The organism is Methanosphaerula subterraneus (genome assembly GCF_052055875.1).
In the GTDB taxonomy this organism is placed as follows: domain Archaea; phylum Halobacteriota; class Methanomicrobia; order Methanomicrobiales; family Methanospirillaceae; genus Methanosphaerula; species Methanosphaerula subterraneus.
Genome location: NZ_CP170508.1, coordinates 1,131,738 through 1,146,499, shown reverse-complemented (window position 1 = coordinate 1,146,499; position 14,762 = coordinate 1,131,738). Strand labels below are relative to the sequence as shown.

10 protein-coding genes are annotated in these 14,762 nt (G+C 61.7%); 7 read left to right on the top strand and 3 right to left on the bottom strand.

The features are described from left to right. The first annotated feature begins 26 nt into the window (after positions 1-26). The 6 genes from ACFKSJ_RS05400 to ACFKSJ_RS05375 all read left to right on the top strand — a co-directional run bounded on the left by ACFKSJ_RS05400 (position 27) and on the right by ACFKSJ_RS05375 (position 7,324). Positions 27-515, top strand: coding sequence for an NADH-quinone oxidoreductase subunit NuoE family protein (locus tag ACFKSJ_RS05400; RefSeq protein ID WP_440951234.1), 489 nt, complete (start codon positions 27-29; stop codon positions 513-515). Further along, positions 512-2,200, top strand: coding sequence for an NADH-ubiquinone oxidoreductase-F iron-sulfur binding region domain-containing protein (locus ACFKSJ_RS05395; RefSeq protein ID WP_440951233.1), 1,689 nt, complete (start codon positions 512-514; stop codon positions 2,198-2,200). Before ACFKSJ_RS05400 ends, ACFKSJ_RS05395 begins: the two co-directional genes overlap by 4 nt. 19 nt (positions 2,201-2,219) lie before the next feature. Then, on the top strand, positions 2,220-3,038 hold the full coding sequence (locus tag ACFKSJ_RS05390) for a 2Fe-2S iron-sulfur cluster-binding protein (protein WP_440951232.1): 819 nt from the start codon (positions 2,220-2,222) through the stop codon (positions 3,036-3,038). Further along, positions 3,031-3,927, top strand: coding sequence for a nucleotide-binding protein (locus tag ACFKSJ_RS05385; RefSeq protein WP_440951231.1), 897 nt, complete (start codon positions 3,031-3,033; stop codon positions 3,925-3,927). The genes ACFKSJ_RS05390 and ACFKSJ_RS05385 overlap by 8 nt, the downstream gene beginning before the upstream one ends. A 596-nt stretch (positions 3,928-4,523) precedes the next feature. Further along, positions 4,524-6,017: a PKD domain-containing protein gene (locus ACFKSJ_RS05380; protein WP_440951230.1), complete on the top strand. Its 1,494-nt coding sequence runs from the start codon at positions 4,524-4,526 to the stop codon at positions 6,015-6,017. Positions 6,018-6,826: 809 nt separating this feature from the next. Then, a complete protein-coding gene (locus ACFKSJ_RS05375) occupies positions 6,827-7,324 on the top strand; it encodes a GNAT family N-acetyltransferase (protein WP_440951229.1) in 498 nt (165 codons plus the stop codon). Between the two features lie 438 nt (positions 7,325-7,762). Here ACFKSJ_RS05375 and ACFKSJ_RS05370 read toward each other — a convergent pair whose 3' ends face one another. From ACFKSJ_RS05370 to ACFKSJ_RS05360, 3 genes are all read right to left on the bottom strand, one after another. Continuing rightward, positions 7,763-8,275: a DUF6790 family protein gene (locus tag ACFKSJ_RS05370; RefSeq protein WP_440951228.1), complete on the bottom strand. Its 513-nt coding sequence runs from the start codon at positions 8,273-8,275 to the stop codon at positions 7,763-7,765. An 84-nt stretch (positions 8,276-8,359) separates the two neighbouring features. Next, on the bottom strand, positions 8,360-11,698 hold the full coding sequence (locus ACFKSJ_RS05365; protein WP_440951227.1) for a carbohydrate-binding protein: 3,339 nt from the start codon (positions 11,696-11,698) through the stop codon (positions 8,360-8,362). Positions 11,699-12,023: 325 nt separating this feature from the next. Continuing rightward, a complete protein-coding gene (locus ACFKSJ_RS05360; protein WP_440951226.1) occupies positions 12,024-13,766 on the bottom strand; it encodes a bifunctional metallophosphatase/5'-nucleotidase in 1,743 nt (580 codons plus the stop codon). A gap of 141 nt (positions 13,767-13,907) precedes the next feature. Between ACFKSJ_RS05360 and ACFKSJ_RS05355 the strand changes: the two genes are divergently transcribed. After that, positions 13,908-14,723 carry a class I SAM-dependent methyltransferase gene (locus tag ACFKSJ_RS05355; protein WP_440951225.1) on the top strand — a complete coding sequence of 272 codons (816 nt, stop codon included), beginning with the start codon at positions 13,908-13,910 and terminating at the stop codon, positions 14,721-14,723. Positions 14,724-14,762: the final 39 nt, after the last annotated feature.

The following is a 14,762-nucleotide window of genomic DNA, read 5'->3' as shown; positions in this document are numbered from 1 at the left end:
ACCACTGACTTTTTTGCGAGGAGACGATGGAAGAACAGGTACTCGATCAGATCATCGCCGGCTACGCCTCTCCCACCGGAAGGGTGCTCGGGATAATCAGCGAGGTGCAGCGCCGGGAAGGATACATCCCCCGGGACGTGCTGGAGACCCTCTCGCAGAAGCTGGACCTCCCGCTCTCGGACCTCTACAGCCTGGTGACCTTCTATGCCCTCTTCAGCCTGAAGCCGGTGGGCGAGCATGTGATCACGGTCTGCATGGGGACGGCCTGCCATGTGAAGGGGGCGGTCTCCCTCCTTGAAACGCTGCAGGACCTGCTGCACCTGGAGGGTGAGACTGCCACGGAGGACGGAAAGTTCTCCCTCACGACTGAGGACAACCGGTTCACGCTGGAGATTGCCCGGTGTTTCGGCGCCTGCAGCATCGCGCCGGTGCTGCGGGTCGATGGGAACCTCTACGGGTATATCACCCCCGAGAGCCTCCCCGGGATTCTCGAAGGATACGGGTGGCAGCGATGAAGATCAGAACAGCAGACGATCTCGAGAATGTCCGGCAGGCCGGCCTTCGGAGACTGATCCCGGACCGGCCCCGCATCGCTGTGGGGCTGGCCACCTGTGGCAAGGCGGTCGGTGGCGACCAGGTCTACGACCGTCTGCGCCAGGCGATCGAGTCCAGGGGTCTGGACATCGCCCTCACCCGGGTGGGATGTTTCGGCTACTGCCGGGAGGAGCCTCTGGTGAACGTCGCCATCCCCGAAAAGCCGCTCGTGATCCTGCACCGGGTGACGGTCGACGACGTCGATTCGATCGTCCGGGCGGTCCTGAATGAGGAGGTGCCCGCAGAACTGGCCCTCTGCCGGATCCCGACCTGGGACCCGATCATCGGACCCCCGCTGATCTTCGGGGAGGGTTTCCCCGACATTCCGCTCTATGCAGACGTCCCGTTCTTCAGATACCAGCAGAAGGTGATCCTGCGGGCCGCCGGGCTGATCGATCCCGGGGATATCGAGGAGTATGTCGCCGTGGGCGGGTACTCGGCCGCCCTCTCGGCCCTGACGACGATGGAGCCGGAGGCCGTCATCGATGTGGTGGAGCGGTCCGGGCTGCGGGGCCGGGGCGGCGCCGGCTTCCCGACCGGGCTGAAGTGGCGGATCACGCGAAAGGAGACGGCCACGGAGAAGTACATCATCTGCAACGCCGACGAGGGCGATCCCGGGGCCTACATGAACCGGAACGAGATGGAGAGCGATCCCCATATGCTGATCGAGGGGATGATCCTCGGTGCCTACGCCATCGGCGGGGTGAAGACGGGGGTGATCTACATCAGGGCCGAGTACCCGCTGGCCATCGAACGGCTGACGAAGGCGATCGAACAGGCACGGGAGTACGGGCTGCTCGGCGACGACATCCTCGGCACCGGGTTCAGGTTCGACCTGCAGCTCGCCATCGGCGCCGGGGCCTTCGTCTGCGGGGAGTCGACCGCACTCGTCGCCTCCATCGAGGGGAGGACCGGCCGGCCTCATCCGCGTCCGCCCCGGCTGACCGATAAAGGGCTCTGGGGGAAGCCGACCGACCTGAACAATGTCGAGACCTGGTGCAACGTCCCGGTGATCGTCAGCCGGGGGGCCGGCTGGTACGCGGCGATCGGGGCCCCGGGGAACACCGGCACCAAGGTCTTCTCCCTCGTCGGCAAGGTCGACCGGGTCGGGCTGGTGGAGGTGCCGCTCGGGACGACCCTCGAACGAATCGTCATCAATATCGGCAACGGCGGCGCCGGAGGAAAGGCGGTGAAGGCCGTGCAGACCGGCGGCCCCTCGGGGGGGTGCATCCCGGTCCGGCTCTTTGATACGCCGATGGACTACGAGAGTCTGAACCGGGTCGGGTCGATCATGGGATCCGGCGGGATCGTCGTGATGGACGAGGATACCGGCATGGTCGACATCGCCCGGTACTTCATCAACTTCGCTACCGGCGAGTCCTGCGGGAAGTGTGTCCCCTGCAGGGAGGGGTTGAAGCACACCCTGCTGCTGCTGAACCGGCTCCTGGCCGGCAAGGGGACCGAGCAGGACCTGGAGACGCTCGCCCTCCTCGCCGACACGGTCGCAAAGACCTCGCTCTGCGGCCTCGGACAGTCGGCGCCGAACCCGGTGCTGACCACCCTGGCCTACTTCAGGGACGAATACGAGGGGTTGATCGAGCGATGATGCACAGGGAGGTCTGCTGATGGACGAATCGAAGCGGTTGGTGACGGTGACGATCAACGGGGTGGAATACCGGGCAGAGGAGGGAGAGATCCTCCTCTCGGTGGCGACCCGCGAGGGGATCGCGATCCCTCACCTCTGCTATGAGGAGGCCCTCGACCCCTACGGCGCCTGCCGGCTCTGCATGGTCGAGGTGGAGAAGCGGGGGAAGCGAGAGATGACCACGGCCTGCACGCTGCGGGCCGTCGACGGGTTGACGGTGGTGACCGATTCCCCGGAGATCGAGCGGCACCGGCGGATCATCCTCGAGCTCTACCTCGCCCAGGCCCCGAAGGCGGATCGGATCAAAGAGATGGCGGCTCGGTACGGGGTGACCAGGACCCGGTTCATCAGGAAGGTCGACCCCACCGATCCCCTCGGGAACCGGTGCGTCCTCTGTGGGCTCTGCGTCCGGGCCTGTCACGAACTCATGGGTGCCGGTGCGATCAATTTCATCAACCGGGGTGCCTACACGGTGGTGAACACCCCCTTCTTCGAGGCGAACCCGGTCTGTCTGGGCTGCGGGGCCTGTGCCCGGGTCTGTCCGACGGACGCGGTCAGGATCGAGGATAGCGGTGGCGAACGGGTGATGCGGTCCTTTGGTTCGACGAGGGTGCCGCTGGCGCAGTGCCGGGTCTGCGGCGAATACTTCGCGCCGGTCTCGCTCGGCGAGCGGATAGCCGCACGATTCGACCCGCCCCTGCGTGACGACCTGCACGGGGTCTGCCCTGCCTGCAGAGCAAAGGGGATTGCACGAAAGGAGATCCTGGCGCAGACCGGGGGAGTGATCAGGCATGTGTGAGGAGCATCAGCATTCGATCCGCGAAGACGGAACAGTCAAGAGCGATGATCATACGAAAGTCGAGCAGGGGTTCCGGGTCGTCATCACCGGCAAGGGGGGCGTGGGGAAGACCACGCTGACGGCCCTCCTCTCCCACCTCTTCACAGAGCGGGGGTTCACGACGCTGGCCGTCGACGAGGACCCGCAGATGAACCTCCCCTATGCGGTGGGGGTCCCGCCGGCCGAAAGCGATCGGGTCGTCCCGCTGACGAAGAACCTCGACTACGTGGAGGAGAAGACCGGCGCCCGTCCCGGGGCTGGGTGGGGGCTGATGCTCTCCCTGAACCCCGACGTCTCCGATGTCGTGGAACGGTTCGGTGTCGAGGGGCCGGGCGGGGTGAAGATCCTGGTGATGGGGACGGTCGTCGCGGCCGCCGCCGGCTGTCTCTGCCCGGAGAACGCCCTCCTCGAGTCGGTGATGCGGTACATCAACCTGCGGGAGCACGAGGTGATCCTGATGGACACCCAGGCCGGCGTCGAGCACTTCGGCCGGGCGATGGCCGAGGGGTTCGACCAGGCGGTGCTGGTGACCGACCCGACCTTCAACGCCGTGCAGGTGGTGAAGCATGCCGCGACCCTGGCCCATGAACTGGGGATCCCTACCATCCATCTGGTCGTCAACCGGGTCAGGTCAGAGGGGGATATCTGGAAGGTGCAGGCGATCCTCGGCGACACGCTCAACCTCATCTCAGATCAGTTCTACCTGCCGTACGAGGAGGAATTGCTGGCGTGCGAACCGGATGTCCGCCCCCTGCTGACGAGCAGCCCCCCCTCGCCGTTCATCGAGCAGGTGGCCGGCCTGCAGCGTGCCCTCGAGCAGAGCGGAACGGGCCGGCGATCCGTCCCGTGACGGTACCCGGGAAAGAGGGGATCCAGTTCTTATTTTTTGTCCTGAACGTCGCCCTATCAACAGGGATTATCCATTAAATTTGGCGCAGATAATCTCTCCTTCTGCAGGGAGTGACCGTGTACCGCGGTATGATTCTGTGAAGATGAAGGCGTTCCCGACCCGGGTCCAGGCCCTCGCCAGGGGACGATCCGTTCGATGGTGTCCCTTCCCTCAGGCACGATGCGGCACCACCCGGGAGAGCCATATTCAGGCGTCATCATCAGCGACTTTCATCTGAACCACTTTCAAACGGATCATATGTGGGGATTTTCAAAAGTTTTTGTGAGGACTGTTCGTTTCACAGATTTTTTGACTGACTGAGGTGAGCGCCTCAGCCCCTTTGCTGCTGAAGATACTGGATGCACACGATAATCCATTACCATCTGTTTTTCTCAGAAATCCGGCAGGATTTCCCATTAAATTGTAAAAAATTAAGGTGTAACATTGTTCTATATTACACAAAATATTAAATATCTGTTATAGAAACGCCCCTTAGAAAAATTTACTCAATTGCATTAAAAAAATAATGGAGCATATCGAATATGAAAAAGCATCTCATGACAATCACACTGATTGCCGCGGTCCTGCTGATAGGGCTGGCCGGGGCAGCCAGTGCAGAAAGCGTGACTGTTGCCGCCAGCAACAGCCAGGTAAAGAGTTCAGCACAGTACATCTGCGATGGATCCAATGATCAGTCCGAGATCCAGGCGGCCATCAAACGGGTGGCAGCCAGCGGCGGAGAGGTCTATCTCCTCGCCGGCACCTTCACGGTCGCCGGCACCATCGAACTCACTCCGGGTGTGAACCTGATCGGCAGTGGAGCAGACACCACGACCCTCAGATTCGTCCGTGAGGGATGGGTCCAGGTCGACGGCAGCAACTCCGTCAGCAATCTTCAGTCCACCGGCCCGACTGGGTTCCTGATCTGTGGCAGCCATGTCAGGATGACTGGTGTCACTGTCAGGGACTACACCGCCAAGTCGGGGGCCTTCCTCATCTACTCTTTCAACAAGGCACTGACCGACTTCACCTTCACCAACTGCAATGCGATCGATGGCTGGTCGCATGGTTTCATCAATGCAGGTGAAGGTTCACCGAACTCGGTCTCTGACATCACCTACTCGGGCTGCACCGCCATCAACTGCGGGCGGGCTTCTCAGTTCAACCCCTGGATCACCGGCTTCGACTTTGCCGAGTCGACCGACATCACAAACCTGCTGGTGGAGAACTGCCGGGCCGAGGGATCCTGGGAGTCCGGGTTCCACTTCGAGGAGAGCCCCCGGAAGACCAATGTGATCCTGCGGAACTGTGTCAGCATCAACAACGGGCAGAAGAAGACCAGCGAGACCCCGACCTATGCAGCGGGGTTCATCGGCGGCAGCCCGAGCATGCAGTTTATCGACTGCTCCTCCCAGGCCAACCTCTATGGATTTCACCTGATGGACGGGGCGACAGCCATCCGGTGCAGTGATATCGGGTCGACATACGGTTTTCGGACCACCGACTACAACAGCATTGTACTGACCGACTGCGAGTCCGACCGGGCACAGAAGTGGGCGTTCTATGGGATCAACTCCCATGATGTGACCGCCACCAACTTTTTGGTCACCAACCCGGCGGGCAACCCATACCCGGCGGTCCTCGCCGGGAGTCCCTATTATCCCTCGTACAACATGAACATCCAGATCGCTGGAACTTCGGCCCCTTCCCAGCCGGCAGAGACTCAAACGCCTGTGGTCCAGGCAACTGAAACTCAAACGCCTGTGGTCCAGGTTACTGAGACCCAAACACCTGTTGTGATCCAGGCACCCGTGGCCCAGTTCAGGGCCAGTGTCACCTCTGGCTGGGCTCCCCTGACGGTCTCGTTCACCGACAGGTCGACCGGGACCCCGACATCGTATCTCTGGAAGTTTGGCGACGGTACGACCTCAACAGAAAAGAACCCAAAACACCGGTACTGGGCCGCCGGTACCTTCACCGTCACTGAGATCGTCAAGAACAGCGCCGGCTCGAACACCAGGGTGAAGACCGGCTATATCACCGTCAGATAAACGGCCCTCTCCTTTTTTTAATCAAGCCAGGCGTTCCGGCCCCTTCGTCATCAGAGAGCCGCGATCCCTCTATCTCTGCAGATGCCCCGGTTCCCCTGAACCACGACGAAGCTCCTGTTTTCGGTCGCCCATGTCGCAATCGTCGAGGAGGCCGGGCGATGTACCCACAATGCAGAGCGCCAGCATATCCGTTCGACCTGGCTGTCCGTCTCCTTGACCGCCAGGTCCAGGGAATGGACCGCTGATCAGAGAAGTGTGCCCATCGGTATCCTGGAATTATATATGACCCGGCCGGCAACAGGTTGATGTGGTAACCTGCCCGGAGGCCTCTCACAGAGAACCACCGCACCTCCGGCAGACCATTATCACAGCTCACCCGGTTCAGTCCGCAGGAAGAAGAGAAACAGCCAGAGAAGTACTCTCACGAAGAGCAGTCCTGCCGACAGACTGGGGACATGGATAGAACCAGAGGACGAGAGTACGACAAGGAGCGTACTCCGCGGCCCGGACGCCGATGCGGTATCACATCGGTGCCCCTCCCCTCCTGCGATCAGATCGATGATCTGATCTTCAGGAGGAGCAACCGCCACCTATGCATCGAGAATCAGAGATTTCATCCCATTCACCACCTTTTCTGAGACGGGCCGGCCTTGTCAGGTTCTGTCCGTCTCTGTTTTCTCAAAGAGCAAAAATCCAGTAGCCCTTCGCGCCTCGATGCCGTGCCCTGCTTCCAGATGCGTGAGCCGTTCCTGATGAAACGTTCTTGTGATACTCCGCCCTATCTCCAGTACACGTGGAATCTCATGGCGATGCAGAGGGTTGATGATCCCGAGCCCCCGGTTCGAACGGCCACCCCGGAGGACATGGTGAGCCTGGCCCAGCACCACCGGAGGATGTTTGAGGAGATCTGGGAGAAGCAGAACCGGGCTGTCGACCCGGCAGTCCTGGCGAACCTCGAGCAGGCGTATGCCGCGAAACTGGCTGAAGAACTGAAGAGCGGAGCGTGTGTCGCCTGGGTCGTGGATCGGGCGGGCCGAATCGTCTCCAGCGGAGCGATCAGTATCCTCTCCTATGTGCCGGTCCCTCACGATCTCTCTCCGAAGATCGCGTTTCTTCACAGTATCTTCACCGAACCTGAGTATCGAAATCAAGCATATGCGCAGAGGATCACCCGAGCGGCGACCCGGTACTGCCGGCAGCAGGGGATCCGACGGCTGTATCTCTTCTCCAGCGATGACGGGCGGCGGGTTTATGAGAAGAACGGGTTTGAACCGGTTGAGAATGTCATGATCTTCCATCAGCCCTGATCGTCCGGTTCGTTTCCTTGACCGGCGGGTTCTGGGAATGGACCGCTGATCAGAGGAGTATACCCGCCGGCATCCTGGAATTATATATGATCCGGCCGGCAACAGGTTGGTGTGGTAACCTGCCCGGAGGCCTCTCACAGAGAACCACCGCACCTCCGGCAGACCATTATCACAGCTCACCCGGTTCAGTCCGCAGGAAGAAGAGAGGCAGCCAGAGAAGTACTCTCACGAAGAGCAGTCCTGCGATCGACCGCCGCATCAGCATCTACCCTGAATCAGAGATTTCATCCCATTCACCACCTTTTCTGAGTCGGCAGGTCCGGTCAGGACCTGTCTGTCTCATCTTCCTCTGCATACTACTACCACGGATTCCATTCGCCGCCTTCTCCATCAGCCGGACCGATGGGTGGGTATCCCGATCTCGAGCCCCTGCTGTCGTCACCGTATTGTTTGAACGTCAGCCTTCCCTCGCCGGTGGAGCAGGTACAGTGCACCGAGGAACAGGGGAAAGAGGAGGTCGACCCAGAGCACTCCACCGATATTGTTGGGTGAGACGTCCCCGAAGGCCAGGAACTGGTACACATGCCCGAGGCCGGCAGAGAAGAGGAACAATCCCCCGCCGATGATCGTGGCAAGCCAGAACTGGTCCCGGAACTTCAGGCAGAGGAGCCCTAAGATCCCGATCGATGCGTCCCACATGCCCACCTCCTGCTGGAAGGGACTGCCGGTCGCCCACCCGATCGATTCGGCGACCCGGTCGGCGAAGAGCAGGTGGCCGATTCCGCCCCAGAGCATGGCGAGGCCGAGCCCGCAGACGAGCTGCCACATCAGGACGATCTCCAGTCTTCGATGTGCATCAGCGGTCTTCCGCTCTTTTGTTATATGCAGCAGGGCGACGACCGCCCCGATCAGCGGAAAGAGAAACGCCCAGAGGATCTCAAGAAGGCTCATATCAATCAGTAGGCGAGCGATAACTTAACGCTGCTGTTCTGTTCCTGTCGACAAAAAAGGTGGGATGGAAAAAGATGGGTGGGCTCAGGTGGCCTGGATGAAGTTGGCATGTTCAACGGTCTCGGTCGAGCCGTCCGTGTAGGTGATCTTCACGAGCGGCGAGAAGGATCCTGCGGCCGGGTAGAAGAACGTCGGGTTGGTCTCCCGCGAGTTCCAGGTGTTGTCGTGATTGACGCTGTCGAAGGTCCACCAGGCGGCACGGACGGTTCGTCCCGGTGCCGGGGACAGGGCGAACCTGACCGCGGTCCCCTTCGGGGCCGAGAGCGGCGTGGCCGTGAAACTAGCGCCGGCCGGGGGCCCGGTTGGTATCGTCGTCGTCATCACGGCACCTGTCATGAACTCGAGCCTGTCGAGGTTCTGGCCGTCGCCGCTGAAGGTCAGCTTCAGGGTATGGGTCCCGGCGGTGAGGGTGATGAGGAGGCTGCTCATCTTGAAGGTCGAGAACGAGCCCGTGTTTGGAACCATGATCCTCGCCGTCTGAACGCCGTCGACCAGGAGATCCATGGATCTGCCGCTGTTCGGGCTCGCCATCCAGGCGCTCATGGTGTAGGCGCCGGTCGATTGGACCGTCACGATGTAGGTGAGCCACTCGCCGTTCCGGATCCAGCCGACGTTCGTGACACCGTTCGCGGTCTCGATGTCCACGTCGTCCTGCCGATAGGCTCCGCCCTCGTTGCCTGGCGTGGTGTCATGGTAGGCGACGCCCTCACCGCCGAGGTTGTAGTCCTCGGCCTGGATCGTGCCGGGGATCACGAGCGGCTTATAGGGAGCCGGCCCGTTCGGCATCGGTGTGGGTGGGACGAACGGATTGAGTTCGAGCCAGTCGAGGTTCTGGCCGTCACCCGAGAAGGTCAGCTTCAGGACGTGCCGGCCGGCCGTGAGCGTGACCGGGGTCGGGAAGGAGATCCCCGTGGGTCCGGGGATGGGAGTCTGCGGGGGGAGATCGGCGTACATGGTCGGAGGGGTGGCGTCCCGGTAGGCGTCGAAGGATCCGGTGTTCGGGACCGATATCGTCGTCGGGGACTGTCCGTCGACCGAAAGTTCCACGGTTCTGCCGCTGTTCGGGCTCGCCACGCGGGCCGTGACCGAGTAGGTCCCGTTCTGCGTGACGTCCACGGTGTAGGTGAGCCACTCGCCGTTCCGGATCCAGCCGACATTCGGTGTGGATAGTCCCGCGGTGGTCTCGATGTCGACATCGTCCTGCCGGTAGACCCCGCCTTCATTGCCTGGTGTGGTGTCGTGGTAGGCGACCCCCTCACCGCCGAGGTTGTAGTCCTCGGCCTGGATCCGGCCCGGGACGGAGAGCGGTTGATAGGGCGTCGGCCCGGGGGCAGGGCCGTTCCACGGCGCGAGCGGGAACTGGTCGACGCCGCCCATCCCGTTCATGTACTGTTCGTCGCAGAACCCGTCGCGGTTCACATCCGGGTGGGTCTCGGAGAAGCCCGTTCCGTCGAGTTTCCCCCAGAAGTTACCACCGATCTTCGGCCCGCCGACGATGTTCGGCCCCGGAGATGGGGCCGTGTTCCAGGTCGCGTTCCTCAGTGAGCCGTACAGGCCGGATCCCCAACTCCTGAAGACGTTGTCGACCACGATAGTGTTTTCACTCTGGCCGTATACCGTCGACAATGAAAAGATCCCGGATATCTTCCCGGTGAGCTGGTTGCCCGTCACGCGGGTCGCGTTCGAAGGCCCGAGGTTCAGGCTGCCGTAGTCCCCGCCGAGGTCGTTGTGCGAGATCACGGTGCCGTCTGAGTCATTGAGCACGATGGCAAAGGTGTAAAGGTCCATCGTCGATGAGAAGTGATGCAGGAAGCCGTCACCCGTTCTCTGAAGATCGTTCCCGTACACGGATGTATTTCCAGAGTTCGTCACCACGATCCCTGTATTGTCGTTGGCAGTGATCGTGTTATTCCTGACCTGGACGTCCTGCGTGTTGTCCAGGACGATTCCCTGGGGATTATGACTGATCTCCGACGCCTCGATCACAGAGCTGGTGATGGTGTCGGCGCGGATCCCTGTCTCCCAGTTGGTCAACCGGACGTTCTTCACGACGATGTTCGAGAGCGGCCCGGCGTCGCCGCCGATCCGTATCCCGCAGGTGCCGGGCCGACTGGACCCGTCGACGACATGGCCGCCCCCGTCGAGGATGACGTCCGACGACCGGATCTCGATGGGCGTGACGTTCCCGTCATATCCGTCGGCCGCGATCGAGTAGGTCCCGGGGGATGTGATCAGAAGGTGAGCCGGCGTCGGGACGGGCACCGGGGCCGTCGTCGAGAGAGTGAACATGTAGATATCCCAGTTCCCGTTTCGTTTGTCCTGCCAGAGGATGCGATCGCCGTCGATGGCCGGCGCCTCCTGATCCCCGTTCGCGGTGCAGACCGGGGTCACGGCGCCGCTCGCCAGGCTGCCCAGGTAGATGTCCCAGTTTCCGTTCCGGTTGTCCTGCCAGACCACCCGGTCGCCGCTGAGCTGCGGGTCAGTCTGGTCGCCGGGTGCCACGAGCCATGGGACGCCCACGGGGTTCGGCTGGGAGAGGTCGGCGGTGTAGAGGTCCCAGTTCCCACTCCGGTTATCCGCCCAGACGACGTGTTTCCCGTCGACCGTCGGCGACACCTGGTCGCCCGGGTCGTTCGCGAGGGGGACGGCCTGCCCCTGCGGGTTGTACCAGTAGATGTTCCAGTCGTTGCCGTCGTACTCCTGCCAGACGACGGTACTGTCGCCGCTGATATCGGGTGAGCGGATCTCGTTGGTCGTCTGTTGAATAGTATCGTAGTTCTGGGTGGTCGTGTCGTACTTGATCAGGCGGCCGTTGTTGAGCACATAGACCAGCCAGTTTCCGTCAATGGCGAGGTCCTGGATTTGCCGGGAGGCGGGTTCTCCGATCAGCGTGACGTTGATCGGCTCCCCCGCAAGGGTCCTGCCCTTGATCTCGTTGTTGATGTCGGCGTCGGACCGGCCTCCCCAAACAGCGAAGATGCCGGCGTCCGATATGACCGGGTAAAAGTCGCCTGTGGTGTACTTTCCATAGCTGGACGTCGACGCGATCTCCGGCAGTTCGAGGTGGGAGACCAGGTCGTAGGAGTAGATGTCCCCCCCGTAATCGTTCCGCATCTCCCGCCATATGATGCGGGATCCGTAGACGGCCGGCTCGATCTGATCGGCGTTGCGGACGATGAGCGGTGTTTCGTACCCTGCCAGCGTGGGTTCCCCGGTGGCCTGGGAGATCGGGGCTGCGGCGGCGGTGTTCATGGGGTCGGTCTGGGCCTGAACGCCGGTGGCTAACAGGCAGAGCGCGAGCAGCAGTATCGCTGCCGGCGCCAGGGCGCGGAGGCGCCCAAAAGCAGATGAGATGTGGTGCATCAATTCCTCCTGGCCGCTCCGCTCTGAAGCGGCGGTTGTTGAGCTGGTGCCCGAAAGAAGGATTGGCTTGGCACCTCGCGTGGGAAGCACGACAGATGGTCTGTCTCTCCAGCTGGGGCGATGGAGAGATCTCAGTCTGAGCTGATAAACGTTGTGACTACGCCCGGGTGCAGGAGAGAGGTATCCCTCCCGGTTGCCGCAGATGCCCGATTCGGGATCCCGCCGATCCGAATGCAGGCGTCATGGTCGTCTTCTTCAGCATCCCACCACCGGTATCGGGTGGGTGACCAGAGGGGGGGACCCCCTGGCGGGTCGATCTTCCGTATCAGGCGACCCGTTCTATCCTGCCATCGACGGCCACGTCCACCGGCTGGGGGAGCGATCCGATGTACGATGTCAGCGCATCGATATCCTTCGGCCCGTTCGTGAGATTCTTCCCCTCTTTGAACGTCGTGTAGCCGTCACCGCCGCCGGCGAGGAAGTCGACCGTCGCAGCGGTGTAGGTCGCGTTCTGGTCGAGCGGAAGGCCGCGTACCGTCACATCCGTCACCCTGACGCCCGCAGGTCTGGCCGGATCGTAGGTGTACGCCAGCCCCGAGACCATGAGATTGTGCGGGGGGAGCGGATCCTGCCACTGCTGTTCGAGGACCCGTCGGATCTGGTCGCCGGTGAGGGTCATCGAGACGACCGTGCCGGCGAACGGCTGGATCGAATACAGGTCGCCCCAGGAGATATTTCCCGATCTGAGATCCGCCCGTATCGAGCCGGCGCTCACGAACCCGACGTCCGCCTTCATCGTATCCCGCAGTTCATCAGCGACCAGGTCCCCGAGCGCCGATTCGCCGGCCGGGTTCTGCTCCCGGGTGATGTTCTGCGCTGCCACCCCGATCTCCTGGTTCACCATCGGTGCGACGGCCTGTTCGTCCGCTGCCAGGAATGCAGCGGTGGCGGGGTCAGGGCTGGTGCCAGGGGACTGATCCGCATAGACCGGGACGATCCGTGCGGATTTGTTCGCGATCTCCCCGCCCGCCCGGTCGATGGTGAGGTCGACATCGGCGAATCCCGTGCTGTACATGTACGCCTGCGTGACGAGCACCTGGTTTCCGCCGGCGTTCTTCAGGTAGGCGTTGGTGAACTCATGCGTATGACCGGAGAGGACCACGTCGACATCGGTGTCGAGCCTGGGCACGATCTCGGTCACCCGCCCGGTGACGGTCTCGTTCGCCCGCGTGGGGCCGTCATAGGGGGTCTGGTCCCCGCCCTCGTGGAGGAGGACGACGATCGCATGGACGCCCTGCTGTTGAATTTCCGGGATGTACCGGTTGATCGAATCGGCCTCGTCCAGGAACGCCACGTCCGCGATGGCGGCAGCGTTCTGGATGCGGGGGGTGTTCATCGTATCCGCACCGATGAACGCAATGGGGACCCCGCTGACGTTTTTGATGGTATAGGGCGGGAGGAGCGTGGTGTTGTTGACCTTCCAGACCACGTTCGCCGAGACATAGGTGGATTTCGAGCCGGGGTACGGGTCGACGAGGTGGGTGATGTTCGTCGTGCCGTCCCCGCCGCCGATCTTTCTGATCAATTCCGGCACCCCCTTATCGAACTCGTGGTTGCCGAGCGTTGCGACGATGGACGTGGTGGAGTCAGGTGCGGAGAGCGAGGCGGAGCTGTTCGATCCGGCCAGGGAGTTGAAGAAGAGCATCGTCGGCTCGTCGAGGAGCAGCCCGGACTCGGGCGGCGATGCCCCGACGACGTCCCCGGGCAGGGCGATGATGGTGCCGTCGGCCTTCTCCGATTTCATCGTTGCATTCAGGTACGAAGCCAGCACCGGGGCGCTGCCGGCCGGTTCCTTGTTCAGTTTCTGCCCGTCGGGCAGCTGCCCGTGGAAGTCGTTGATCGCGAGGATCTTCACATGCACGGTCGCATCGGTCTGGGGTGTGAGGCCGGGGCCGGCCGGATGGCCGGCGAGGACGATCGGGATCAGGATGAGGAGCCCGAGGATGCAGAGCCCGAGGAGGAACTGCAGGGTGCGGGGGGATCTCTCCTGCCTGGGATCGGGAGTCATGGTAATGGTACTTTGGCAGGCGATTGGATAATTGTTGAGTTTTTATTGCGGAGATGTGCGACCCGGAGCGTGCCGCGAAGCCTCTGTTATCTGATCACAAAGGTATAGAAGAGAAACCTCCGGAAGTATAGAGAGGATTTGGTGGAGCGTATGACCGATAACAGTACCCAGTTTGATTCTCAGGTTCTGGCAGAACGATACGACCAGACCAGCACCAGCCAGTTCGAAAACGGCGTCCAGCTCGTACAGGCACTGGGAATACGGAGAGGAGATCGAATACTCGACATTGGGTGCGGGACCGGTCGACTGATCGAGCACCTCCTCACCACGTTTGGGGACGCTGTCGACCAGGTCGGCCTTGAACCCTCACCGTATCGCATCACCATTGCCCGGCAGAAGGTCGCCGCGTCTCCCACCGTCACGTTCCTGCGTGGCAGCGACCGGGACCTGCAGATCTTTTCCGACTGCAGTTTTGATTGTGTGTATCTCAATGCTGTCTTCCACCACATCCGGAGTATCGAGGCGAAAGCCGCAGTTCTTCTGCACATCCAGAGGATTCTAAAACCGGGTGGTCGGTTGGGGATTTCAGACCCTGATAAGGAGGTTCCCGGTCTTTTCAGGGAGATCACGAAGGAGGTCGTGGAATCGCACGGACTGCACTATGCTGATGAGAACCTGGTATCCCGAACGAGCATGCGCTCGCTCCTTGTTTCTTCAGGATTTGATATCCTGAGGCTTGACCAGGCCACGAAGACCCGGTCGTATCCGACTCCGCAGGCCGCCCTTGCGTTCTCTGAGGCCAGTAACTTCGGGAAGTACCTGTCCGACGTGCCGGAAGACCTGCGGGAACAGATAAAGTCTGATATTGGAGAGAGACTGAGGGCCTTTACCACCGAGAACGGAATAGAGCATTCCCTTGGCAGGATCTTTGTCATTGCCCGGAAGAATGCACAATAATAAGTACACCGATGGAGAGGAGGGTACCCGGGCGTGGTA

Excerpts from the sequence above, each read along its gene's own strand:
- ACFKSJ_RS05400 (WP_440951234.1), top strand. The coding sequence starts at position 27 with ATGGAAGAACAGGTACTCGATCAGATCATCGCCGGCTACGCCTCTCCC.
- ACFKSJ_RS05395 (WP_440951233.1), top strand. The coding sequence starts at position 512 with ATGAAGATCAGAACAGCAGACGATCTCGAGAATGTCCGGCAGGCCGGC.
- ACFKSJ_RS05390 (WP_440951232.1), top strand. The coding sequence starts at position 2,220 with ATGGACGAATCGAAGCGGTTGGTGACGGTGACGATCAACGGGGTGGAA.
- ACFKSJ_RS05385 (WP_440951231.1), top strand. The coding sequence starts at position 3,031 with ATGTGTGAGGAGCATCAGCATTCGATCCGCGAAGACGGAACAGTCAAG.
- ACFKSJ_RS05380 (WP_440951230.1), top strand. The coding sequence starts at position 4,524 with ATGACAATCACACTGATTGCCGCGGTCCTGCTGATAGGGCTGGCCGGG.
- ACFKSJ_RS05375 (WP_440951229.1), top strand. The coding sequence starts at position 6,827 with ATGCAGAGGGTTGATGATCCCGAGCCCCCGGTTCGAACGGCCACCCCG.
- ACFKSJ_RS05370 (WP_440951228.1), bottom strand. The coding sequence starts at position 8,275 with ATGAGCCTTCTTGAGATCCTCTGGGCGTTTCTCTTTCCGCTGATCGGG.
- ACFKSJ_RS05365 (WP_440951227.1), bottom strand. The coding sequence starts at position 11,698 with ATGCACCACATCTCATCTGCTTTTGGGCGCCTCCGCGCCCTGGCGCCG.
- ACFKSJ_RS05360 (WP_440951226.1), bottom strand. The coding sequence starts at position 13,766 with ATGACTCCCGATCCCAGGCAGGAGAGATCCCCCCGCACCCTGCAGTTC.